The organism is Phyllobacterium sp. 628 (assembly GCF_014189505.1).
GTDB lineage: Bacteria > Pseudomonadota > Alphaproteobacteria > Rhizobiales > Rhizobiaceae > Phyllobacterium.
Window position 1 is genome coordinate 1,990,292 of record NZ_CP050301.1, and the last position, 22,582, is coordinate 2,012,873.

At 55.9% G+C, this 22,582-nt stretch carries 25 protein-coding genes; 5 read left to right on the top strand and 20 right to left on the bottom strand.

Annotated features, from left to right (window positions below):
- Positions 1–3: 3 nt before the first annotated feature.
- The 5 genes from HB779_RS11335 to HB779_RS11355 all read right to left on the bottom strand — a co-directional run bounded on the left by HB779_RS11335 (position 4) and on the right by HB779_RS11355 (position 4,231).
- On the bottom strand, positions 4–1,611 hold the full coding sequence (locus HB779_RS11335; RefSeq protein WP_188342515.1) for a carboxyl transferase domain-containing protein: 1,608 nt from the start codon (positions 1,609–1,611) through the stop codon (positions 4–6).
- Between the two features lie 8 nt (positions 1,612–1,619).
- A complete protein-coding gene (locus HB779_RS11340; protein ID WP_188342516.1) occupies positions 1,620–2,003 on the bottom strand; it encodes a type II toxin-antitoxin system VapC family toxin in 384 nt (127 codons plus the stop codon).
- Complete coding sequence (locus HB779_RS11345; RefSeq protein ID WP_188342517.1) at positions 2,000–2,368, bottom strand: AbrB/MazE/SpoVT family DNA-binding domain-containing protein; 369 nt, start codon at positions 2,366–2,368, stop codon at positions 2,000–2,002. The genes HB779_RS11340 and HB779_RS11345 overlap by 4 nt, the downstream gene beginning before the upstream one ends.
- 77 nt (positions 2,369–2,445) lie before the next feature.
- A complete protein-coding gene (locus HB779_RS11350; RefSeq protein WP_188342518.1) occupies positions 2,446–3,609 on the bottom strand; it encodes an isovaleryl-CoA dehydrogenase in 1,164 nt (387 codons plus the stop codon).
- A gap of 1 nt (position 3,610) precedes the next feature.
- Positions 3,611–4,231, bottom strand: coding sequence for a TetR/AcrR family transcriptional regulator (locus tag HB779_RS11355; RefSeq protein ID WP_188342519.1), 621 nt, complete (start codon positions 4,229–4,231; stop codon positions 3,611–3,613).
- Between the two features lie 182 nt (positions 4,232–4,413).
- Between HB779_RS11355 and HB779_RS11360 the strand changes: the two genes are divergently transcribed.
- Positions 4,414–4,947 (top strand): hypothetical protein, encoded by a 534-nt coding sequence (locus HB779_RS11360; RefSeq protein ID WP_244642345.1) that lies wholly within the window; start codon positions 4,414–4,416, stop codon positions 4,945–4,947.
- A gap of 38 nt (positions 4,948–4,985) precedes the next feature.
- Here HB779_RS11360 and HB779_RS11365 read toward each other — a convergent pair whose 3' ends face one another.
- From HB779_RS11365 to HB779_RS11375, 3 genes are read right to left on the bottom strand one after another with little or no spacing between them, the layout of a single operon-like run.
- On the bottom strand, positions 4,986–5,345 hold the full coding sequence (locus tag HB779_RS11365) for a DUF423 domain-containing protein (protein WP_371823845.1): 360 nt from the start codon (positions 5,343–5,345) through the stop codon (positions 4,986–4,988).
- Positions 5,346–5,393: 48 nt separating this feature from the next.
- Positions 5,394–6,494 carry a pyridoxal phosphate-dependent aminotransferase gene (locus tag HB779_RS11370; RefSeq protein WP_371823922.1) on the bottom strand — a complete coding sequence of 367 codons (1,101 nt, stop codon included), beginning with the start codon at positions 6,492–6,494 and terminating at the stop codon, positions 5,394–5,396.
- 49 nt (positions 6,495–6,543) lie between these two features.
- Positions 6,544–7,398, bottom strand: coding sequence for a sulfite oxidase heme-binding subunit YedZ (locus tag HB779_RS11375; protein WP_188342521.1), 855 nt, complete (start codon positions 7,396–7,398; stop codon positions 6,544–6,546).
- A gap of 208 nt (positions 7,399–7,606) precedes the next feature.
- On the opposite strand from HB779_RS11375, the gene HB779_RS11380 reads away from it, so the two are divergent.
- On the top strand, positions 7,607–8,110 hold the full coding sequence (locus tag HB779_RS11380) for a DUF1236 domain-containing protein (protein WP_188342522.1): 504 nt from the start codon (positions 7,607–7,609) through the stop codon (positions 8,108–8,110).
- Between the two features lie 78 nt (positions 8,111–8,188).
- Here the strand turns inward: HB779_RS11380 and HB779_RS11385 are convergent, their stop codons facing one another.
- From HB779_RS11385 to HB779_RS11400, 5 genes are all read right to left on the bottom strand, one after another.
- Positions 8,189–8,470 carry a hypothetical protein gene (locus HB779_RS11385; RefSeq protein ID WP_188342523.1) on the bottom strand — a complete coding sequence of 94 codons (282 nt, stop codon included), beginning with the start codon at positions 8,468–8,470 and terminating at the stop codon, positions 8,189–8,191.
- Between the two features lie 110 nt (positions 8,471–8,580).
- Complete coding sequence (locus tag HB779_RS11390) at positions 8,581–8,844, bottom strand: hypothetical protein (RefSeq protein ID WP_188342524.1); 264 nt, start codon at positions 8,842–8,844, stop codon at positions 8,581–8,583.
- A gap of 242 nt (positions 8,845–9,086) precedes the next feature.
- Positions 9,087–9,212: a hypothetical protein gene (locus HB779_RS25590; protein WP_256440549.1), complete on the bottom strand. Its 126-nt coding sequence runs from the start codon at positions 9,210–9,212 to the stop codon at positions 9,087–9,089.
- 250 nt (positions 9,213–9,462) lie between these two features.
- Positions 9,463–12,684 (bottom strand): efflux RND transporter permease subunit, encoded by a 3,222-nt coding sequence (locus tag HB779_RS11395; protein WP_188342525.1) that lies wholly within the window; start codon positions 12,682–12,684, stop codon positions 9,463–9,465.
- Between the two features lie 38 nt (positions 12,685–12,722).
- Complete coding sequence (locus HB779_RS11400; protein WP_188342526.1) at positions 12,723–13,946, bottom strand: efflux RND transporter periplasmic adaptor subunit; 1,224 nt, start codon at positions 13,944–13,946, stop codon at positions 12,723–12,725.
- A 169-nt stretch (positions 13,947–14,115) separates the two neighbouring features.
- On the opposite strand from HB779_RS11400, the gene HB779_RS11405 reads away from it, so the two are divergent.
- Positions 14,116–14,697, top strand: coding sequence for a TetR/AcrR family transcriptional regulator (locus tag HB779_RS11405; protein ID WP_188342527.1), 582 nt, complete (start codon positions 14,116–14,118; stop codon positions 14,695–14,697).
- Positions 14,698–14,864: 167 nt separating this feature from the next.
- On the opposite strand, the gene HB779_RS11410 is transcribed toward HB779_RS11405, so the two are convergent.
- From HB779_RS11410 to HB779_RS11425, 4 genes are read right to left on the bottom strand one after another with little or no spacing between them, the layout of a single operon-like run.
- A complete protein-coding gene (locus tag HB779_RS11410) occupies positions 14,865–15,986 on the bottom strand; it encodes an ABC transporter permease (RefSeq protein ID WP_188342528.1) in 1,122 nt (373 codons plus the stop codon).
- A gap of 7 nt (positions 15,987–15,993) precedes the next feature.
- A complete protein-coding gene (locus HB779_RS11415; protein WP_188342529.1) occupies positions 15,994–17,139 on the bottom strand; it encodes an ABC transporter permease in 1,146 nt (381 codons plus the stop codon).
- Positions 17,136–18,911 carry an ATP-binding cassette domain-containing protein gene (locus HB779_RS11420; RefSeq protein ID WP_188342530.1) on the bottom strand — a complete coding sequence of 592 codons (1,776 nt, stop codon included), beginning with the start codon at positions 18,909–18,911 and terminating at the stop codon, positions 17,136–17,138. The genes HB779_RS11415 and HB779_RS11420 overlap by 4 nt, the downstream gene beginning before the upstream one ends.
- Entirely contained in the window at positions 18,908–19,948 is a 1,041-nt protein-coding gene (locus HB779_RS11425; RefSeq protein WP_244642347.1) for an HlyD family efflux transporter periplasmic adaptor subunit, read from the bottom strand. Before HB779_RS11425 ends, HB779_RS11420 begins: the two co-directional genes overlap by 4 nt.
- Positions 19,949–20,015: 67 nt before the next feature.
- On the opposite strand from HB779_RS11425, the gene HB779_RS11430 reads away from it, so the two are divergent.
- On the top strand, positions 20,016–20,711 hold the full coding sequence (locus HB779_RS11430) for a CerR family C-terminal domain-containing protein (RefSeq protein ID WP_188342531.1): 696 nt from the start codon (positions 20,016–20,018) through the stop codon (positions 20,709–20,711).
- On the opposite strand, the gene HB779_RS11435 is transcribed toward HB779_RS11430, so the two are convergent.
- The gene (locus tag HB779_RS11435) at positions 20,708–21,178 is read right to left on the bottom strand and encodes an NUDIX hydrolase (protein ID WP_188342532.1); all 471 of its coding nucleotides are present in this window, start codon (positions 21,176–21,178) and stop codon (positions 20,708–20,710) included. The two genes, HB779_RS11430 and HB779_RS11435, sit on opposite strands and share 4 nt — an antisense overlap.
- A 23-nt stretch (positions 21,179–21,201) precedes the next feature.
- Entirely contained in the window at positions 21,202–21,459 is a 258-nt protein-coding gene (locus tag HB779_RS11440) for a hypothetical protein (RefSeq protein WP_188342533.1), read from the bottom strand.
- A gap of 13 nt (positions 21,460–21,472) precedes the next feature.
- Here HB779_RS11440 and HB779_RS11445 point away from each other — a divergent pair, with 13 nt between their 5' ends.
- Positions 21,473–21,970 carry a GAF domain-containing protein gene (locus HB779_RS11445; RefSeq protein ID WP_188345893.1) on the top strand — a complete coding sequence of 166 codons (498 nt, stop codon included), beginning with the start codon at positions 21,473–21,475 and terminating at the stop codon, positions 21,968–21,970.
- Positions 21,971–22,001: 31 nt separating this feature from the next.
- On the opposite strand, the gene HB779_RS11450 is transcribed toward HB779_RS11445, so the two are convergent.
- Complete coding sequence (locus HB779_RS11450; protein WP_188342534.1) at positions 22,002–22,535, bottom strand: cupin domain-containing protein; 534 nt, start codon at positions 22,533–22,535, stop codon at positions 22,002–22,004.
- Between the last annotated feature and the right edge of the window lie 47 nt (positions 22,536–22,582).

Below are 22,582 nucleotides of genomic sequence, written 5' to 3' on the forward strand. Positions count from 1 at the left end.
TCCTTACATCCTGAAGACACCGAATTTGGTGTCCTCCACAGGTGCATTCAGGGCGGCGGAAAGCGAAAGCGCGAGAACCTCGCGGGTTTTGGCCGGATCGATGATCCCGTCATCCCATAGACGGGCCGAGGAATAGAGCGGATGGCCTTCGCGTTCATATTTTTCAAGAATCGGCGCACGGAAGGCTGCTTCATCGGCTGCGGGCCAATCACCCCCTTTGCGCTCGATGCCCTCACGCTTGACCAGTGCCAGAACTGTTGCCGCCTGTTCACCGCCCATGACGGAGATGCGGGCATTAGGCCACATCCACAGGAAGCGCGGAGAAAATGCACGGCCGCACATGCCGTAATTGCCCGCACCAAAGGAGCCACCGAGAATCATGGTGACTTTCGGGACGCGCGCAGTGGCAACCGCCGTGACCAGTTTTGCCCCATCCTTGGCGATCCCGCGCGCCTCGTAAGAGCGTCCGACCATGAAGCCAGTAATATTCTGCAGGAATACCAGCGGAATACCGCGCTGGGTACACAGTTCAATGAAATGCGTGCCCTTCAGCGCGCTTTCCGAAAACAGCACGCCATTGTTAGCGATAATGCCGACCGGCATGCCGTAGAGATGGGCAAAACCGGTGATGAGCGACGTTCCGTAATTCTGCTTGAACTCGTCAAATTCAGAACCATCCACCACACGGGCGATCACTTCGCGCACATCATAGGGCTGGCGCAGATCGGTGGGCACAATGCCATAGAGTTCATGTGGATCATAAAGCGGCGGACTCACTTTACGAAGATCAAGGCCTATCTCTTTCTTTCGATTCAGGTTTCCCACAATGCGCCGGGCAATGGCGAGCGCATGGGCATCATCCATCGCGTAGTGATCGGCAACGCCTGACTCGCGCGTGTGCACTTCTGCACCGCCCAAATCCTCGGCGGAAACCTCTTCTCCTGTCGCCGCCTTGACCAGCGGCGGACCGGCGAGAAAGATCGTCGCCTGACCCTTTACCATGATGGTCTCTTCCGACATGGCAGGGACATAGGCACCGCCTGCCGTGCACGAGCCCATAACCACGGCAATCTGCGGAATACCGGCGGCAGACATATTGGCCTGATTGTAGAAGATGCGGCCGAAATGCTCGCGATCCGGGAAAACCTCGTCCTGATTGGGCAGGTTCGCGCCGCCTGAATCGACCAGATAGATGCAGGGCAGATTGTTCTGCATGGCGATTTCCTGCGCCCGCAAATGCTTCTTCACCGTCAGGGGATAATAGGTGCCGCCTTTAACGGTGGCGTCATTGACGACGATCATCACTTCCTTGCCGGACACGCGGCCAATGCCTGCGATCAAACCAGCGGAGGCGATATTGTCGCCATACATATCCCAGGCGGCGAACTGGCCAACCTCGAGAAACGGCGAGCCGGGATCAAGCAATTGCGCCAGCCGGTCACGCGGCAGGAGCTTGCCTCGCGATGTATGCCGTTCGCGTGCCTCGTCAGTCCCGCCCTTTGTCACCAGCCCAGCCTTGGCCTGGATATCGGCGACGAGCGCACGCATACGCTCGGTATTGGCGGCAAAGGCTTCGGACGTGGTGCTGATCTGGGACTGAAGTACGGTCATGCGGTCTCCTATCGGATCATTTCAATATCACAGCCGACGTCCAAGCCCTTCCAGGCTTGATCGGCGGTAAGGACATACCCTTTCTCGCGTATTGCAAGAGCAAGGCATGCGCGGTCGCCAAATGATAATCCTCTATCTCTGGTGATCCGCCGGAGCTGCGCAGTGGCTTCTGCAAGTTCCCGGTCGAAATCGACAATCGCGATTTCAAGAAATTTTGCATATCGAGTAACTGCGCCGCCAAGCTGGGAACGTTCGACCTGTTTGGTCAAAACTTCCGAATAATTGACTGTGCTCATGAGGCCGTTGCGGCAACGTTCGGCAACAATCTCGCCTCCGGTTTCGCCGTAGACGAGAGCCAGAAAAGCGGATGAATCAAGAACAGCAATACTCATTGGGTGGCTTTGCCATGAGATTGCTTGAGTTCCGCATCCTCTTTCGCCGCCTCAAGCCGTTTTTCCGCGATGAACTCATCCACCATCGATGTTCCGGCGGGGATCTGATTGCGTGCTTCAGCCTGCATTCTCAAAACAGCCACATCATGTGTCATGGCGTGGAGTTCTCCATCAACAACTTCCGCCATGATGCTGTCACCCGGCTTTATGTTCATGGCAGATCGAAACTCTGCCGGAATGACAAGACGGCCACCATCGCCAATAGTGATCCGCGCTGGACCGGCGTGCCGTTTTGGAGCTGAAGTCTCATACGCGAACGGACTCTTTTCCTCGGAAAGGCCTTTCGTTTTACTTGTCTTGTTCATGATACGCCTTTCTCTGGTTGGAAGGTGATATTATGTCATTTTTCTAGATTTATGGCAATAATCCAAAAATATGGCAGTTACGCACTCTCGCTGAACATTTCACGGCCAATGAGCATGCGCCGGATTTCGCTGGTACCCGCGCCAATCTCGTAAAGCTTGGCGTCGCGCAGGAGGCGGCCCGTCGGATAATCGTTGATGTAGCCATTGCCGCCCAGCGCTTGAATGGCCTCGAGCGCACACCATGTGGCTTTTTCCGCCGCGTAAAGAATGCAGCCGGCAGCATCCTTGCGCGTGGTCTCGCCCCGATCACAGGCAGCCGCCACCGCATAGACGTAAGCACGCGACGCATTCATGGTTGTGTACATGTCGGCAAGCTTGCCCTGCATCAGCTGGAATTCGCCAATGGGCTGGCCGAATTGTTTGCGCTCATGCACGTAGGGAACCACAACATCGAGGCAAGCGGCCATAATGCCCAATGGACCACCAGCCAGCACCACGCGTTCGTAGTCCAGACCCGACATCAGAATGCGCACGCCTTTGCCTTCTTCGCCCAGCACATTCTCAAACGGCACTTCGCAATCCTCGAACACCAGTTCACAGGTGTTGGAGCCGCGCATACCGAGCTTGTCGAGTTTTTGTGCTGTCGAAAAGCCCTTGAAATCTTTCTCGATGAGGAAGGCTGTCATGCCGCGTGAACCAGCCGCCAGATCGGTCTTGGCATAAACAACCAGCGTATTGGCGTCGGGACCATTGGTGATCCACATCTTGTTGCCATTCAGCACATAGCGGTCATTCTTCTTGTCGGCGCGCAGCTTCATCGACACGACATCGGAACCGGCACCCGGCTCGGACATGGCCAGTGCGCCGACATGTTCGCCAGAGCAGAGCTTTGGCAGATATTTTGCTTTCTGCTCGTCTGTACCCCAGCGGTTGATCTGATTGACACAAAGATTTGAGTGCGCGCCGTAGGACAGGCCGATCGAGGCAGAAGCGCGGGAAATCTCTTCCACGGCCACAGCATGGGCCAGATAGCCAAGACCGGAGCCGCCGAAATCCGGGTCCACAGTCATGCCGAGCAGGCCAAGCGCGCCCATTTCCTGCCAGAGATGCATAGGAAAATGGTTCGTCCGGTCGGTTTCGGCAGCCAGTGGCGCGATACGTTCCTGCGCGAACCGGTGCACTGTCTCACGCAGCGCTTCGATATCCTCCGAAAGTCCAAACTTCAGAGCTGAGTGATACATTTTACTCTCCCATGTCCTTTGTCGCGAAATTCTTGGCGCCAACAAGGCGCAGTCCCATAGTGACGTATTTTTCCGCAATCTGCGTGACAGTAAGCCTGTCATCGGGGCGAAACCAGACATTCACACCCGTGGTCATCGCGATGATGGCGCGTGTGGTCAGCGGAATGTCATCAATATCAAATTGCCGTGCCTTGGCTCCATCTTCGAGAATGAGGCGCAACTCGTTTTCATAGATCGCGCGCAGGTCCACAAGAATGGCAAGCTTGTCATTCTGCAGGCTGCGCAGTTCCATATTGGCGATGTGAACATCATCCCGGCGCTCCACGTGGTAGCGGATGTGGAAACGGATGAAGGCTCCAAGCCTGTCCAGCGGATCGGCAAGGCTCTGGCTTTCCGCATTCCATGCGGCCAGCAGCCGGTCCATATGATCGCGCATGACGGCAAAAAGCAGGTCCTGCTTGGTCGGGTGATAACGATAAAGCGCTGCAGCCTGCACACCGACCTTTTCGGCCAGCTGGCGCATCGACATGGCCTCGTAGCCGACCTTGGCAATCAGCCGACGCGCCGCGAGGTGAATCGCTGCCTGTGTCTTTTCGCCATCTGAGCCAATCGTGCGTGCCATTCACTGTTAATAAAACGAACGTTCAATTCATTCAAGCGAGAAATTCGATCTTCAGCATTGATTTATGCAACTTGGAAGCGAGGTGTCTTAAACGAAGTGATGAGGTGGGCCGCATGGTCTTGAACCGCCGGATGCGCTAGATTCTTTTTATTACCAGTCCCCAATAAGCATTTGGTTCAGTGGTGTTTTTGTTTCTTTTCAGAGAAAAAATCATGGTTGGTAGAGAATTCAAGCATGTCATGCCTGCGCTAGCGGCCGCGATCATTGTGCTGACGGGAGGGACGTCAGCGCAGGCATTGTCCATGAAAGAATGCAGCGTAAAATATAAAGCTGCACAAGCAGATGGCACGGCTGGGGACACGAGCTGGAGCGAATTTCGAAAACAGCAATGCTCCCATGCGGCTGATGAGGCGTCGGGAGAAGCGCCATCTGAACTCAAAATGAGTGAAAAGAAAAGCGGCGGGGCGGATGCAGACGGCGTCAAGGATGCGGTGGATGCCAAAACAGAGCACAAATCCGATTTCGCAAAAATGACTTTTCCGTCATCGATCTCCCAGAAATTTGCCGGTGAAAAACCAGCCAAAGCCCGCATGCACACATGCGTCGAGCAGTATCATGTCAATAAAGACGCCAACACGCTGGGCGGCATGCGCTGGATTGAGAAAGGCGGCGGCTATTACAAACTTTGCAATGCCAAGCTGAAAGGCAAGGAGTAAACGGCTTGCGTCAATCCTCTGGAGCAGCCCGTTAAGTTTTATTTCCTGAAGTCGAGTGCTCGAAACGCCGTTGCTGCAATGAGCAGCCAGCCGGCAATGAGCAGCGTCCCGCCTATAGGGGCCGCACCGGGAAACAGGCGGTCGCCGCCAATGTCGCGCGAGGCGAGGTCGCCGATAAACAGCATCAGGCCAAGCAGGAGGGTCAATCCGCCCAAATAGGCCGCGCGGTTGATTTTTGCGAGGAGCGACAGCGCGAGAAATGCCGGCGCATGGATCAGCAGAATGGGAGCGATCGTGCCAAGATGCGGGCTGGCGCTGTGCGCCGCTCCTGCATAGGCGGCGATGCCCGCTGCACCGATCAGGCCGCCAAGGCCCGCAAATACGCGGTTGATTTCCAATGTTCTCTCCATCTGCATTGCACCAATCAGGGGCGTGTGAGCACAGTTCTATTGCACCGCAGCCAAAGTCTCGGCAAGCTTTTCTTCAAACAGGTCCAGCTCTTGGTCGAGTCCAACACTAACGCGAATACAACGGTCGAGCACAGGCGCCATCGGCTTGCGAACGAATATATCGCGCTCGATCAGGCCATTGAGAACATTGGCGGCATAGGCGCCATCGCGTCCGCAATCGATCGTGACAAAATTCGTGGCAGATGGAATTGCATGCATACCGTTCTGCGCCGCAATGGCGGCAATCCGGACACGCCCTGCAATAATGCGTGCGACGACTTCCTGGAGATAGTTCTGATCTTTCAGTGCGGCCAGAGCCGCGATCTGCACCATGCGGTTCATGCCGAAATGATTGCGGATCTTGTCAAAAGCGGTGATCTGGCTTTCCGCGCCGATGGCGTAGCCGCAGCGCATCCCCGCCAGTCCATAGGCCTTGGAGAATGTGCGCATGCGCAAAACGTTGGGCCGGGAGATGTCAATCGAAGGCAGGGCTGATGCCGGTGCAGTCTCGCCATAGGCTTCATCAAGGATCAGCATGGTCGTTTCGGGCAGCGCAGCGATGAACGCCTCGATAGCGGCCGCTTCATGCCATGTACCCATCGGGTTGTCAGGGTTGGAAAAATACACCAGTGGGGCTTTTTCGCGGTGCACAGCATCGAGCAGCGCATCGAGATCCTCATGATCGTCTCGATAGGGGACCGTGACCAAGCGTCCGCCAAATCCGGCCACATGAAAATTGAAAGTCGGGTAAGCGCCAAGTGAGGTCACAACAGGCGTGCCCTCACGCACATATTGCCGTACAGCAAGACCAAGCAAAGTATCGACGCCTTCGCCGACAACCACATTACGGGGCGCAACGGCCAGATGGGTAGCCAGCGCTGTCTTCAGGTCAAAATTCTCAGGGTCGCAATATTTCCACACCTCGTGCGCCGTTGCCTGCATCGCTGCGATGACAGAAGGGGCGGGGCCAAACCCGTTCTCATTGGCGCCAAGACGTGCGCGAAACAGCCGGTTGCGCTTGCGCTCGAGTGTTTCAGGCCCGACAAAAGGCACGGTCGAAGGGAGCGATTCAATCAGGGGAATAAGCTGCGGTTCCATGGCCACAGCGATATCAGTTTTTCCGCCGGTGAAAAGCAAAACCTGTCTCTTATTTTGCCGTTACGGGATGGATGTTGCGGCTTTCCGGATTTGTCACAGACTTTATCGCAATCCACACGGCGGGAACCAGCGCTGCGCCAAGAACCCACCACGTTGGCCGGATTGAATAGGAGAAGGACAGATTAGCCAGCAATACCCGCATGGGCGGAATTTTTGTGGCCAATGCAAACCAGGCATATTCAGCAAGTGCGGTGCCGAGCGCTGCCAATATCGCCACACCTATAAGCGTCCAGACTGACGAAAGACGCAAACCACGGGCATGGGCAAAGCGATAGAGCAACAGGGCAATGAAAAAGCCCGCCATCAACGTCGCTTGGGTGACGTCCGCTTTCGATTGCATGAAGAAATGCAGCACGCCCAACGCCGCCAGCGGATAGGCGAGTGTATGCAGTCTGTTCCAGTTCTTTCCCATTCTGCGGATCATTGCATCGGTGGAGGTTACACCGAGCGCAATCAGCCCCAGCAACGTCGTAAAGCCGATCAGCAAATAGATGCGCAGCCAGATTTCGCCGGCGACCCGCAGCAGGTTCCAGTTCTGATCGACGATATAGAGCGTGAAATGCAGGAGGGCATAGGCGAGGGCTGTCAGCCCCAGAATGCGCCGGATCAGGATAAGTTTTGACCAGCGTGTAATGTAACGAAGCGGAGAAACAGCAAGCGAAATGATGAAAAACCGGATTGCCCAATCCCCGGTCTGGTGAATGGCTTCAGTGATCGGCCTCGGCCCGAGAATATTCACCTTGTAGCCCGTTGTGATCAGCACAAGCGGGATAAAAGCGGCAATCAGCGCAATAATTTTTATGGCCGACAGTTTGCCTGCCCGGTCATTCCACGGAAATTTCATCGCACCACTCATTTTCGCTGATCACACAATCCTTTACGGCCACAGCACACGGAAAGTTACAAAACAACATGCCGTGAAAACCGGACAGATTGAACCGTAATTTGACGCCACGCAGAAGCCTTTCCAAGTCTTTCTGGTGGAACAAAGCCACTTCGGTAGGGTTTTCCTCCCATTGGGGCGTGAAAGAAACACAGAGAGAGGCAGAACAATGAACAAGGTTCTTATACTCACCGCATCGACATTTATCGCCGCAAGCGGTTTTGCATTCGCGCAGGACAAGGTGATTGTTGAAGTCCCGCAACCCGCGCGTGATTATGTCATTGCGCATCCTTCCGACCCTGTCGTGATTGATGGGGAATTGTCGCAAGGCTATGTCGTTCCGGAGACGGTAGAGGTTCGGCCAATTCCTGAAAGTCCGGGATATGGTTACATCTATGTGGAAGGCCGTCCGGTTATCGTATCGATGGAAAATCGTCAGGTCGTGTATCTATCCGATAATCCCGATGCAGCCGTTCCTGATGACGTGATTACCTATGTCGAGAAAAATCCCGTTGATGCGGTCACGATCGATGACGTTACAACAGGCTCGGTCATTCCCGATGACATTGATTTGGCCCCGGTGCCGTCGCAACCGCGTTACGCCTATGTGTATGTGGATGGTGCTCCGGCACTGGTGGATACCCGCACACGGCGCGTCATTTGGGTGCGTTAGGTCTGCCGTCAAATCCATAAACAAACCCGCCGGGCCATGCCGGGCGGGTTTTGCGTTGATCAGAGATAGGTTTGCGTCTTACTGGCGCTGGGTGGCGAGCCACCGGTCAGCACTTGCCCGGCCGAAAACGCGCGCACGCCTATTGTATTCCGCTGTCAGCTGTATGCGATTTTCCCCGCGCGCATAGGCTTTGCGCGGCGGGCGATTTCGTCTCAACCGCGCGTCCTGGTCGGGTTGGCGCGGCGCAGTCTGCGTATTGGCATTCGGCGTTGCGGCTCCAACGGAAGGCGCTTGCTGCGCGTGACTGTCAGTCGCAATCAGTCCCACTGCTACCAGTGCGACAAGAAACAGGCTTCGCATTAATTGTGTCCCTCATGAATGGCCCGTGCATTGACGAGCCGAAGATTTTTCAAGACCTTTTCGTGAAGTATGAAAACCCGTCAAGGGACAGCGCTGTCCCCTAATCGGGATCACCAGCCATAATGGCGCCTGCCGCCGTAAATAATCAGCGGCGGAGTGTTGAATCGCATGTCGTCGAACTGGGCACGGCTGGTGGCGCGGCGATCAAGCTCAAGGTCGAGGAGGCATTTGGAGAAGGAATCAGTGCCCCGTTTGAAACCATAAGACGAGCAGGTCTGACCATCAATTGCCCGGCGCTCTTCGGGTGTCATGGTCTGGCACCCGGCAACAAAAAGAACGGCAAGCAGCACTGAACGCGTTACAAATTTCATCATGCCCTCCATGCCTCCGGTTCAGTTCCGGACGGCAATATCAAATCACCTTGGGACAATATCACAGTGTCCGACACTGCGTTATCCCAATTGCTTGATACTATAGTTGATGGAGGAGAGGTTGCAGGCGAAAATGCCCGGAAAACGGGCGTCTTAGATGATCCAGACGCCTGCTATCATGAAAAGAATAACCACTCCGGCCAGCACTGGCAGGAGCGAAATATTCGCCTGAGCGGGTTCGGGCCTCAATACCAGTTCGGCAGAGTTAGCAGCACAGTCGCTGCGATTTCGGTCACGACGAGAAACACGACGAGAGGGATAAACCCATCGCTGATCTTGCGGTTGTCATTTGCTGGTGCGACGCTTGTCAAAGTCTGCTCCTGATTTAAACGACCTTCGCCAAACGCGAAACCCGGTCATGCTCGTCAGTGCCGAAACTCGGCTAGTCACGTAACTGTAACAGTTTGAAACTTATTGTCACTCAAAAAAGTGCATTTTACCGATCAACTTGTCTGTGAACATCCGGTCAAGTGGGGCGAAATGCACAAAAAACAGTGTTGATTCAGCATGTTGATTCGGGAGGCGCATGCCGAGAAAAAATGCATGCGCCACCCGTTTTTTTCATTCCGCTGGCATTGGTGCCGGGTGAACTGCGCCAGAATTGTGGCTTGGTTCCGTGTCGAAATGGCTGCCTTGGCTGGAATGCTTCAGCGGGCGATTCCCTGTCAGCGCACGCACCAGCACGTAAAATACCGGTGTCATGAACAGACCAAACAACGTCACGCCAATCATGCCGGCAAACACCGCAACACCCATGGCGCTGCGCATTTCCGAACCGGCACCGGTGGATGTAACCAGCGGCACCACGCCCATGATGAACGCCAGAGACGTCATCAGGATCGGGCGCAGACGCAACCGGCTGGCATCAACCACTGCCTTGAACGGCGTGGCTCCGGCAAACTCCAGCTCTCGCGCAAACTCCACGATCAGGATCGCGTTCTTGGCCGACAGACCCACAAGCACGATGAGACCGATCTGCGTGAAGACATTGTTGTCACCGGCCGTCAGCCAGACGCCGAAAAGGGCGGCCAGCAAGCCAAGAGGTACAATCATGATGATCGACAGGGGCAGCGACAGGCTTTCATACTGTGCCGACAAAACCAGGAACACCAGCAGGATCGATAGCGGGAAAATCAGATAGGCAGAGTTGCCCGCGATGATTTCCTGATAGGTGAGCTCGGTCCATTCATAGCCGATACCAGCCGGGAAGGTCTCGGCGGCAATCCGTTCAACTGCTGCCCGTGCCTGACCGGAGGAATAGCCGGGAGCCGCATTGCCATTCACGTCAGCGGCCAGGAAGCCGTTGTAGCGCATGGCGCGGTCCGGCCCTGCGGTCGATGTCACTTTGAGCAAAGCCGAAAGCGGGATCATGTCACCCGAACCGGAGCGCACCTTCAGGTCGCCAATATCTTCAGCCTTGGCCCTGAACCCGGAATCTGCCTGCATGCGGACAGAATAGGTGCGGCCAAACTTGTTGAAGTCATTGACGTAAACCGAACCGAGATAGATCTGCAGCGTATTGAAAATCTCGGGCAGCGATACGTTGAGCTGGCGTGCCTTGGCACGGTCCACATCGGCGTAGAGCTGCGGAACATTGATCTGATAACTGGAGAACAGCCCCGTCAGTTCCGGTGCAGTTGCGGCCTTGGCAAGGAATGCCTTGGTTGCATCATCAAGCGCCTGATAGCCCAAACCATTGCGGTCTTCGATCTGGAACTTGAAGCCACCGATTGCGCCCAGACCCTGGACAGGGGGAGGCGGGAAGACGGCGCTGAACGATTCCTTGATGCCGAACAACTGCATGTTCAACGATTTGGCAATCGCACCGGCGCTTAGGTCCGGCGTCTTGCGTTCTTCGAACGGCTTCAGCGAGACGAATACAATGCCGGCATTGGAGCTGTTGGTGAAGCCGTTGATCGACAGACCCGGGAAGGCGATGGTGCTCTGGACACCCGGAATCTTCAAGGCAATATCACCAATGCGGCGGACAACGGCTTCCGTACGGTCAAGCGTCGCACCATCCGGCAGCTGCGTGAAGCCAACCAGATATTGCTTGTCCTGCGGCGGCACGAAACCACCGGGAACACTCTTGAACATGAAGGCTGTCGCGCCGATCAGCACGAGGTAGATCGCCATCATCACGGTCTTGCGCGAGATGACGGTGCGCACGCCCTTGCTGTAACCATTGGCGCCGCGTGTGAACACGGCGTTGAAGCCTCGGAACAACCAGCCGAGCGTCTTGTCCATAAACCGCGTCAATGCATCCTTTGGCTGGTCATGCCCTTTCAGGAGCAGGGCGGCGAGGGCAGGAGACAGGGTCAGCGAGTTGAAGGCGGAGATGACCGTCGAAATGGCAATCGTCAGCGCAAACTGGCGATAGAACTGCCCGGTCAAACCGCTAATGAAGGCGAGCGGCACGAACACTGCCACCAGCACCAGCGCAATCGCGATGATGGGGCCCGACACTTCGCGCATGGCCTGAATGGTCGCCGCACGCGGCGCGAGGCCGTTCTCGATGTTACGCTCGACGTTTTCCACCACGACGATCGCGTCATCCACCACAATGCCGATGGCAAGCACGAGACCGAACAGACTGAGTGCGTTGATGGAAAAGCCGAAGAGATGCATGACGGCAAATGTACCGACGATCGAAATCGGAACCGCGATCAACGGGATGATCGATGCACGCCATGTCTGCAGAAACAGAATAACCACGAGCACGACCAGCACGACCGCTTCAAGCAGCGTATGCACGACGGCTTCGATGGAGGCACGCACGAACTGCGTCGTATCATAGACGATCTCGTAGCTGACACCTTCCGGCATGGTCAGCTTCATCTCGTCCATGACGGCACGAACCTGATCGGCGATCTGGATGGCGTTAGAACCGGGTGCCTGGAACACGGGGATAGCCACAGCAGGCTGATTGTCGAGGAGTGAACGCAGCGAATATTGCGCTGCGCCGAGTTCGATACGGGCAATGTCACGCAGATGCGTGATGGCCCCGTTCGGCGCTGTTTTGACGATGATCTCGCCAAATTCTTCCTCGGTCTGCAAGCGGCCCTGGGCATTGACCGACAATTGCAGGTCAACACCGTTGGGATTGGGCGAGGCGCCAATAACACCAGCCGCCGCCTGCACATTCTGTCCGCGGATTTCAGCCAGCACATCCGTTGCCGAAAGGCCAAGTTCCGCTGTCTTCTGCGGATCGAGCCATACGCGCATGGAATAGTCACCCGAACCAAACAGCTGTACGTCGCCAACACCATTGATGCGGGCGAGTCGGTCCTTGATGTTGATCAGGGCATAGTTGCGCAGATAGGTGATGTCATAGCGATTGTTCGGTGAAATCAGATTGACCACCAGCATCAGGTCGGGTGAGCTTTTCACCGTGGTGATGCCGAGGCTGCGCACTTCTTCCGGCAGGCGGGGTTCGGCCTGCGAAACGCGGTTCTGCACCAGCTGCTGTGCCTTGTCAGGGTCTGTACCGATGGCAAAGGTCACGGTCAAAGTCATCTGGCCGTCAGTCGTTGCCTGGCTGCCCATGTAAAGCATGCCTTCGACGCCGTTGATCTGTTCTTCAATGGGCGTCGCTACAGTTTCAGCGATGACTTTCGGGTTGGCGCCCGGATATTGCGCCCGCACCACAATGGATGGGGGCACAACATCAGGATATTCCGAAACCGGCATTGCGGTCAGGGCAATAAGGCCACCAAGGAAAATCACAAAAGAAAGAACGCCCGCGAAGACCGGGCGGTCGATGAAGAAATTGGAGATATTCATATCACTATCCGCCTGCCCGTCGTGGGGCTTCTATGCGATTACTGTTGCGTCTTGGCCTGATCGGTTGCCGCCGCCTGCAAATTATGCGCCGCGCCGCCCATGGCCACCATTTCAGGAGCGAGGAGGGAACCTGGACGAATACGCTGCAAGCCGTTGACGACAATCTTTTCTTCGGGCTGCAGGCCGCTTGTCACGATCCGCAAACCTTCAGCCGGTGCGCCGAGCGAAATCTCGCGGTATTCCGCGATATTCTTGTCATTCACCACCATGACGAACTTCTTGTTCTGATCGGTGCCGACAGCCTTTTCATCGACAAGCAGTTCCTGCTTTTCATTGGCTGTGCCCATGCGCAGTTTAGCAAACTGGCCCGGCATCAACTTGCCGTCCGTATTATCAAACACCGCACGAACCTTGACCGTGCCGCTGGCCGTATCAACGCTGTTGTTGATCAGCTGCAACTTGCCCTTGACGTTGGCCTGTCCGTAAACATCCATTGTCACTGGAATACGATCAGAGAAATCGCGGCTGTTGAGCCCCTGTGGAAGATCGGCCAAAGCCTGTGCCACCACGTTTTCATTGGCCTCGAAGCTTCCGTAGATCGGGCTGATCGAAACCAGCGTGGTCAGGAGCGGGGAACTTGGACCGGCGGCAATCAGATTGCCTGCTGTGATCTCGATCCGGCCAACGCGGCCGCTGATGGGCGCACGGATTTCCGTGTAACCGAGATTGAGCATCGCTGTCTGCAGACTGGCTTGTGCTGCCTGCAGATCTGCCTGGGCGCCGCTCTGGACATTGATACGCTGGTCATAGTCGCTCTGCGAGACGGTACGGGAATCAATCAGCCGCTTGCCGCGTTCCAGTTCGTTCTTGGCAAAGGACAGCTTTGATTCGGCAGCGCTGACAGCGGCTTTCGCCCGTGCAACTTCAGCCTCGTAGGGCGCCGGATCGATCTTGACGAGAAGATCGCCCTGTTTGACCAGAGCGCCTTCCTTGAAAGCCACCGACTGGATCGCACCGGCAACGCGTGAGCGCAGTTCCACCTGATCTATCGCTTCAAGCCGTCCCGAGAATTCGCTCCACTGGGTGATAAGCTTGGGCTGGACGACCGCGACGGAAACCGGCGTAGCCTGAACCGGGGCTGCCGCCTTGGCTGCTTCTGCATGGCTTTCGCTGCGGTTGAACAACTGGGTGGAGCCGGCAGCCGCCAGAGCCACAATAAAGCCGCCGACATAGAGTTTTCTTCTATAAGTGCTGATTGACATCGTGGTCATCCTGCTTTGAAGGTTGTGTAGCCATTGGGAGTGGCTAAACTGAATTCGATCGTTGACGATCCATACCGATCGGTATAGAAGTGTGATATAAGGCTGCGGTACAGCGGCTGTCAATTGGATTTTATACCGGTCGGTATAATTCTTTTAGGGAGTTCTGTCTATGGGACGGCCAAGGGAATTTGATGCTGATGAGGCATTGCAGACTGCGCTCGAACTTTTTTGGCGCAAGGGCTACGAAGGCACATCCATCACCGACCTGACCGATAGCATGGGAATCACCAAGCCAAGCCTCTATGGCGCTTTCGGAAACAAGGAAGAGCTGTTTCGCATGGCGCTGGAGCGCTATGAGCAGAATTACATGGCGTTTTTCTGGAAAGCATTGGAGCAGCCCGACGCGCGCACCGTTGCCATGGATATACTACATGGCTTTGCCAATGCGCAGACCTGCGATTGCAATCCGTCCGGGTGTATGGGTATCAATGCGGCAATGGGTTGCAGCGATGCGGCAGCGGAAATTCAGAAAACCATCATTGAAAAGCGCACGATGGGACAGAAGGCGCTGGCCCGCCGCTTTGCCCGCGCCAAACGGGAAGGTGATTTGAAAACCGATTGTGATCCCGAAGATATTGCCCGGTTTATCATGACCATTTCCCAAGGTACGGCGGTTCAGGCCTCAAGTGGAACCGAGCGTGAGGAACTCTACCGGCTGATTGACATCGCCATGCGATGCTGGCCGAGCTGAGCCCAAAGCTTGGCATGCCCTGTGGTGCGTGGTTCGACAAGCTCACCATGAGGGATAGGGATGGGTTGCAAGCCAATCGGCAGCGTTGCAGAATCTAGCTCCCTGCAATTATCCATCTCCCTCATGGTGAGCTTGTCGAACCACGCACAATCATCGTGCAGCCTGCTTTACACCAGCCGGTGGCGGAAGAGCCACGATGCCAATGGCAGTGTCACGGCTGAAATAGCGATAAGCGCCAGCATTTCCGGTAAAAGCTGCCGCACACCGGCCCCTTCCAGATAGACCTGATGCGTAATGCTGATCGCATAGCGCAGTGGATTGATCAGCGTGAAATATTGCAGAATATCAGGCATATTGCCGATGGGTGCAGTGAGGCCCGACAGCAGCATGAACGGCATCAGCAGCACGAAGGAAAAAATCATTGCCTGCTGCATATTCGCGGCCAGCGATGACAGGAACAGCCCGATACCGACAGCCGCCGCCAGAAACAGGACCAGCCCCATATAAAGGATCAGATAGGATCCGGCGAAGGGGATCTGGAACCACAGCTGGGCAACCAGCAGAATTAGCGTGGCCTGTGTTGTCCCGACCATCATCGAGGGCAGGGCTTTGCCAACCATGATCTCCGAAGGCCGGAACGGCGTCACTAGCAACTGATCCAAGGTCCCGGCCTCCCGTTCACGCGCTACGGACATGGCTGTCAGCATCATTGTCATCATCATGGTGATGGTGCCGATCAGGGAGGGGATCATGTTCCAGCGGGTTTCGAGGCTTGGATTATACCAGGAACGTGTCGTCACCTTGATTCCGGCATTGGCTGCCTGCCCGTTCTCCTCGCGCCAGCGGGTGGTGAAATCGTTGACGATGGTGCCGACATAACCTTGCGCCGTGCCAGCGGTGTTGGAATTGCGGCCGTCCGCGATCACCTGCAATTTTGCAGGTATGCCAGCCATCATGTTTTTCTCGAAATCCTGATCAACCACAACGACGAGGAGCGCCCGGCCATTGTTGATATAATCATCAATGTCGCTGGTTCGGTGCAGGGTCGCCACGCGCGTAAAAATGCCGGAACCGTCAAGCTTGGCGGCGAGTGCAATGGATGCGGCGCTATGATCATGATCGAGAATGGCATAGGGCACATTGTTGAGATCGTAGCTCGCTGCATAGCCGAAGATCAGGCATTGCATAATCGGCGGCAGGATCAGCACAATGCGGGCTTTGGGATCTTTCAGCATTGCCAGCAATTCCTTGCGGATCAGGGCAATGATGCGGAAGAGGGATTGAATCATGGCTGCCTCATCCGAGTTTCTTGCGCGTGGCGAAGACCGAGATTGTCATCAGCACCGTAGCCATAACAGCGAGCACTGCAGCGTTGGGCAGGATGACACTCCAGATGTCGCCCGCCAGAAACAGCGTCTGCAGGACGCTGACGAAATAGCGGCCGGGGAAAATATAGGTGATGACCTGGATGACTGGCGGCATGCTGCGAATATCGAACATGAAGCCGGACAGCATCATAGCGGGCAGAAACGTGGCGACGACCGTTATCTGGCTGGCAACGAACTGGCTCTTGGTCACCGAAGAAATAAGCAGGCCAATGCCGAGCGCTACGATCAGATAGAGCATCGAGACGATAACGAGTATCCACAATGATCCGCGCAAAGGCACGTGGAAGAGGATCTGGCTGCCGATGATGGAGAGGGCAAGGCCGAGCATCCCGAGAACAAAGTACGGAATGACCTTGCCGAGCAGGATTTCCACCGGCCGGACAGGTGTGACGAACAGCGCTTCAAAGGTGCCGCGCTCCCATTCACGCGCCATGACGAGTGCGGTCAGCAATGCCCCGATCAGTGTCATCACCAGAACGATAAGCCCCGGCACAAGGAAATAGCTGCTTTCATTGGCTTCATTGAACCATAACCGCGACTGTACATTGACCGAAGCACCCGAACTTAAAATCTTGCCCTCGGCTGCCTCCCGCGCCAGCCATGTGGCCACGGCACCTTGCGCATAAGCAAGGGAAATACGCGCCGTATTGGCATCGGTGCCGTTGACGACAACCTGAATTTCGCCGTCACCGAGCGCAACGTCGCGGGCAAATTGCGGCGGGATGCGCACAATGCCGCTGACGGTCTTGTTGCGCAAAAGCCTGTCGGCTTCCGCCATGGTTTTTACCGGATACGTTTTGAAATATTCGGACAGTTCGAAACCGGAAACTGCCCCGCGCGCCTCGGCCGAATTTTCCTCCATTACCAAGGCAACCGGCAGGTTTTTCAGATCAAATGACAGGCCATAGCCAAACAGAATGAGCAGCATCATCGGCATCACGATGCCAACGGCGATGCTGCTGGGGTCGCGGATGACCTGCCAGGATTCTTTGCGCACGAGGGCGAGAATGCGCCGCAGGCTGCCATAGTGCTGCCGAGTGGCGGGAGCGTTCATGCCGCTTTGCCCTTGGTCTCATCGGCACGGTCGCGGCGGGATTCCTCGACAATGGCGATAAAGGCATCTTCCATATTGGGTTCGCGCCCGTCTTTTGCCTGGGCATGGCCGCGAATATCGGCGGGCGTTCCCTCGGCAAGATTGCGTCCGGCATCCATGATCATGATCCGGTCGCAATATTCCGCCTCTTCCATGAAATGCGTTGTGACGATCACGGTCACACCCTGCTCGGAAAGCGCGGTGATCCGGCCCCAGAATTCGCGCCGGGCGAGGGGATCAGCCCCGCTTGTGGCTTCATCGAGGAAGAGGATATCCGGTTCATGCAACAGTGCCGCCGCCATGGCCAGCCGTTGCTTAAAACCGCCGGGAAGCTGGCCGCTTGGGAGGGTCGCCAGTTCACCGAGTTCGAATTGCTGCTTGGACCAGTCGATCCGTTCGCGCTTTTTAGCGCCGCGCAGCCCGTAGGCACTGGCGAAGAAATCGAGATTCTCATCGACGGAGAGATCGCCATAGAGCGAGAATTTTTGCGCGACATAGCCGAGCTTTTCGCGTGCCTCGGCCCGGGCTGTGCGCAAATCGGCGCCCGCGACGCGCAATGTGCCGCTGGTTGCAGGAATGAGTCCGCAAAGCATCCTGAATGTCGTGCTTTTGCCGGCGCCATTCGGGCCAAGAAGTCCATATATTTCGCCGCGTTTGACCTGAAAGCTGACGTGATTGACCGCAGCGAAATCCCCGAACATGCGAACAAGATCATGCACTTCGACAGAGATTTCGCCGTTGCCCGGCCTGTCGGATCGTGCGAGTTCGATACTGCTTGAACGGCTTTCCCCTGCGACTGCGCTGAACAGCACCATGAAACCGTCTTCAAAGCGTGCTGTCGCGGCTTTCAGTTCAACAGGCTTGTCATCGACTTCGATCACACCTTTGAACGTGGCGTCTTTGACGACTCGAACCTTGCCGGCCTCCGGCACGGCGTCAACAACACCTTCATGCCGGAACAACCGGGCCTGCAGCGAGCGGGCATTCATTCCCTTTTGCGGAGTGGCAACAAAAACGCTGCCTTTGGCATGGGCGGTGATGTCATCCGGCTTGCCCTGTGCCAAAACTTTGCCCAGATGCATGACGACGGCATGGTCGCAAAATTCCGCTTCATCGAGATAGGAGGTGCTGACCATCACTGTCAGCCCGTCTTCACGCACAAGCTTCAGCACGATTTCCCAAAGCTCACGCCTCGACAGGGGATCGACACCCACCGTCGGTTCGTCCAGCAGCAGCAATTCGGGCGAGCGCACCAGCGTGCAGGCGAGGCCGAGTTTCTGTTTCATGCCGCCTGAGAGTTTTCCGGCCAGCCGCTCGGTAAAACGGCCGAGATTGGTCATCTCCATCAGCCGGGGATAAATTTCCTTGCGCTGGTCATGGGTAATGCCATGCAGGTCCGCATAAAGATCGAGATTCTGCTGAACGCTCAGGTCTTCATACAGGCCGAATTTCTGCGGCATATAACCAATGCGGTTCTGTACAGCTTGCGGATCGGCAGCAACATTGATGTCGAGCACATCAAGCTCGCCGCTATCGGCAGCCATCAGTCCGGCCATCAGCCGCAGGATGGTCGTCTTTCCGGCACCGTCCGGCCCGACGAGCGCTGTTACCGTTCCATGCTTTGCTTCGAACGAGACATCATCCAGCGCTTTGACGATCTCGCCGGTATCGCGGTGGAACGTCTTGTGCAGGGACCGCGCCGTGACGGGGGAAGCTGGCGCGGCGCCGGTCATGGCTTTACGTCAATCTTGTGAGGCTCGGCATCGGGCAACAACTGGACGGTGGCGGGCATACCAAGCCGCAACACGTCTTTGGCGTCGTCAACGAAGATCCGAACCTCATAGACCAGGCTGGTGCGCAAATCTGTGGTCTCAACGCTTTTAGGGGTGAATTCTGCCACCGGCGAAATGAAGCCAATCCAGGCATCAAGAGGCTGATCCGGGAAGCTGTCAGTAGCGATCGTTGCGCGCATCCCGGGGCGCAGGTGGCCAAGATTGGTTTCCGATACATAGGCGCGAACCCACTTGATGCCGCGTGTGGCCAGCGAAAATACCGGTTTGCTGGTGGCTGCCATTTCGCCTGGCTCCATCAACCGCGAGCGGATCACGCCATCGAATGGAGCCAGAAGTTCCGCATCGATCAACTGCTGATGGACAAGCGCGAGCTGTGCCTGACTGCCGCGAAGCTGAGCTTCGCTTTGGCTGATTTCTTCAATGCGCGGTCCGGCAACGGAAAGAGCCAGTGCACTTTGCGCAACATCCACTTTGGCATCGGCCACTGCGGCGGCCGCTTTGGCCGTGTCGAGATCTTGTTTGCTGGCGGTGGCGCTGGCTGTAAGCAGGCGCTGACGTTCAAACTGTGCCTTGGCGTTGAGCGCATCGGCTTGCGCTGAAACCAGATTGGCGCGGGATTGTGCGATTTCTTCGGGGCGGCTGCCGTTTTTCAACTGCAGCAGAGCAGCTTGCTGCGAGGCAACTGTTGCCTCCGCTTGCTCAACCTGCGGGGCGAGGCGGCTTGTATCAAGCCGCGCGAGAACCTGGCCCTTGCGCACCATATCGCCCTCCTCAACCAGCACTTCAGCGATACGTTCGGCGCCATTGAAAGCAAGGGATGCCTGACGCAGATCAACATTGCCATAAAGAACAAGCGCATCGTCAGTAGGTTGACGATGAAAAAACCACCATGCGCCGCCGCCAAGAGCGGCCACAATGATCAACGGGACGAGAATGCGGAATATCTTGCTCATGCCCGCATCATAGGCGCTGTCCATGCATTATGTCAAATTTGAATTTCAATTTTAACTTTCATTCATTTCAAATCTAAGCTACAGTCTTGTTATGGTACGCAAAACTCCTCGAAAACTTCCCGGCCGGCGTGAAGACGGCGCCTCCACCAAAGCCCAAATACTTGAGGCGGCGGGCGTAATTTTTGCCGAGAAGGGCTTTGATCGCGCCACCGGCAAGGAAATTGCCGAGCGGGCAGGGAGCAATTCCGCAGCCGTCAATTATTACTACGGCGGAATCGAAGGTCTCTATGCAGAGGTGCTTGTCGAAGCGCATCGGCGTTTGCTGACTCTGGACAAACTTGTTGCGCTGGTCGAGGGGCCGGGGGCTCCTGTCGACAAGCTGAAAATCCTGATAGGCCTGATTGCCCGGACCATTACTGCTCCGGCATCGTCCAACTGGATATTACGGGTGCTCAGCCGCGAAATTTTGGCGCCGTCGCCGGCTTTTCCGGTCCTCTTAAATCAGGAAATACTGCCCAAGAAAGAGGTCATTACCGGGCTCGTTGGCAACATTCTCGGCGTGCCTTCCGATGATCCGGCTGTTGGACGCTGCCTGCTCAACATCATGGCTCCCTTCGCCTTGCTTCTCGTTGGAAACCGGCAATTGCTGTCCAAGATTCTGCCGGAACTGGGTTCTCCAGAGCCGCTTGTTCAGGATGATATTGTTGCACATTTCCAGCGCTTTGCTCTTGCCGGTTTGGCGGCTACAGCGGCTGAGCTCAAGCAAGGCTCGAACCAATACAGCTAGATAGATGAGTTTGCGACTTGGCTGGCATTCGACAGATAACGAAGCGCTGCCAGAGCCGCGTCCAGATCGGTCATATTTCCCTCGCTGACGATTGCCTCGAATGTCTCGTAATTCACCCGAATCGTGCGGGCGAGGTCTTGTGGTTCCTGAACGGGATCGGCAATTTTTACGGCGTTGAGCATTAGGTAGATGTGTTTGCGCGCGTTAGAATAGGCCGAAATGTAGGTCGACGCGAGGTGGACAAGCTCTCCGCCATAGCCAACTTCTTCCAGAACCTCCCGCTGTGCAGCATCTGTCGGTGCTTCGCGCGGATCAACGCATCCGCCGGGTATTTTCATCAGGAACCGTGCTGGTCCCGGCCTGTATTCCTCGAGTAAAATAAAATGTTTGTCTCTATCGACAGGCAAGCAAACTGCCTCGTCCGGCTCATCGCGAAGGAAAAACGATGCAATATTACCCGCTGGCATAAGCTGTCTGATATGTTTGACCGTCAGATAGGGATTTTGATAGACGATTGTTTCATCCGTTCGAACCGGGATTGTAATTTCAGCGAGTTCTGGTGGAAACGCATCTCGGGACAATGGCTTTCCTCAATCTGTGCTTCGTAAAAGCTATTAGCCTTTTGCTGGCCGGATACAATATCCAAGACATCATTTTGCACCATGTCTGCCATCATGGCTTTGTCTACGGCTTCAGGTTCGGTAGAAGCGTTTGGTGGCGCATAAATTGGTGCTGCGATGATCGACAAGAAAGGGACCTCCATGTTTGCGGAAAAAGCCATTGATCAAACCGACAAGGCCGAATTTTATCGTGAACTTGCCGGTCAGCTCAGTGCATTGCTGGAAGGCGAGAGTGATGCAATCGCCAATGCTGCCAATACATCAGCGCTGATTTTTCAGATGATGCCCGATCTCAATTGGGCCGGCTTCTATTTTCTTTATTCCGAAGACGAACTTGTCGTTGGGCCGTTTCAGGGCAAGCCAGCCTGTGTCCGCATTCCCGTCGGCAGGGGCGTCTGTGGATCAGCCGTTGCACAGGGCAGCTCCATTCTTGTTGAAGATGTTCAAGCCTTTCCCGGTCATATCGCCTGCGATGCCGCATCGCGTTCCGAGCTTGTGGTTCCGCTCCTTCACGAGGGCCGGATTCTTGGTGTTCTCGATCTGGATAGCCCGCTTCCGGGTCGGTTTGATGGTGTCGATCAGGCTGGCGTGGAGAGTCTTGCTGCGATCTATACCTCGGCCTGTTCCTGGGATGAATGAAGCGACCTTGGGCGGGTAGCCCGATAAAGCATTATTCAACAATTCCGCGCTTGGCCTTTTTCGCGGCGCGGACTCTGTCAGTCATTCCATCATGCTCACCCAGCAATCGTTCGGGCGGATTGTCCCACCAATCGTCGCGCAGCGGCTTTCGATCGAGATTGCGTGGATAGTAAATACGATTGTGGGGTTTTGCCGTTTCACCGACGACAAGAAGCCGTACTTCCTCATCGGTATTGTTCAGGAAACTATGGGCGATGCCGGTGCCCGCGGGAAAGCCGACGCCATCACCGGGTTGCAAGAGATGTAATTCACCGTCAAGCCAGACCTCAGGCTTGCCTTCGATCACATAGACAAACTCTTCTTCAGCACTCTCCGCATGCGGAAAAGAGGTGCGCCGCCCGGGCAAGAGCCGCACGTGATGAATTCCCAACGCATCGAGACCGAAATGTTTGCCGTAAGGTGCGCCGATACCCAGCAATTCATCATCATTCCTGTAATGTGAATTGTCCGGTTCTTCGATTTCCGCCCAGTGCGCTATATAAGGCGGGCGTTGTTTCGATGACATGGCGTCCTCCAAATTCTGTATGCGCGCGGGACACTAACTGAGGCGCG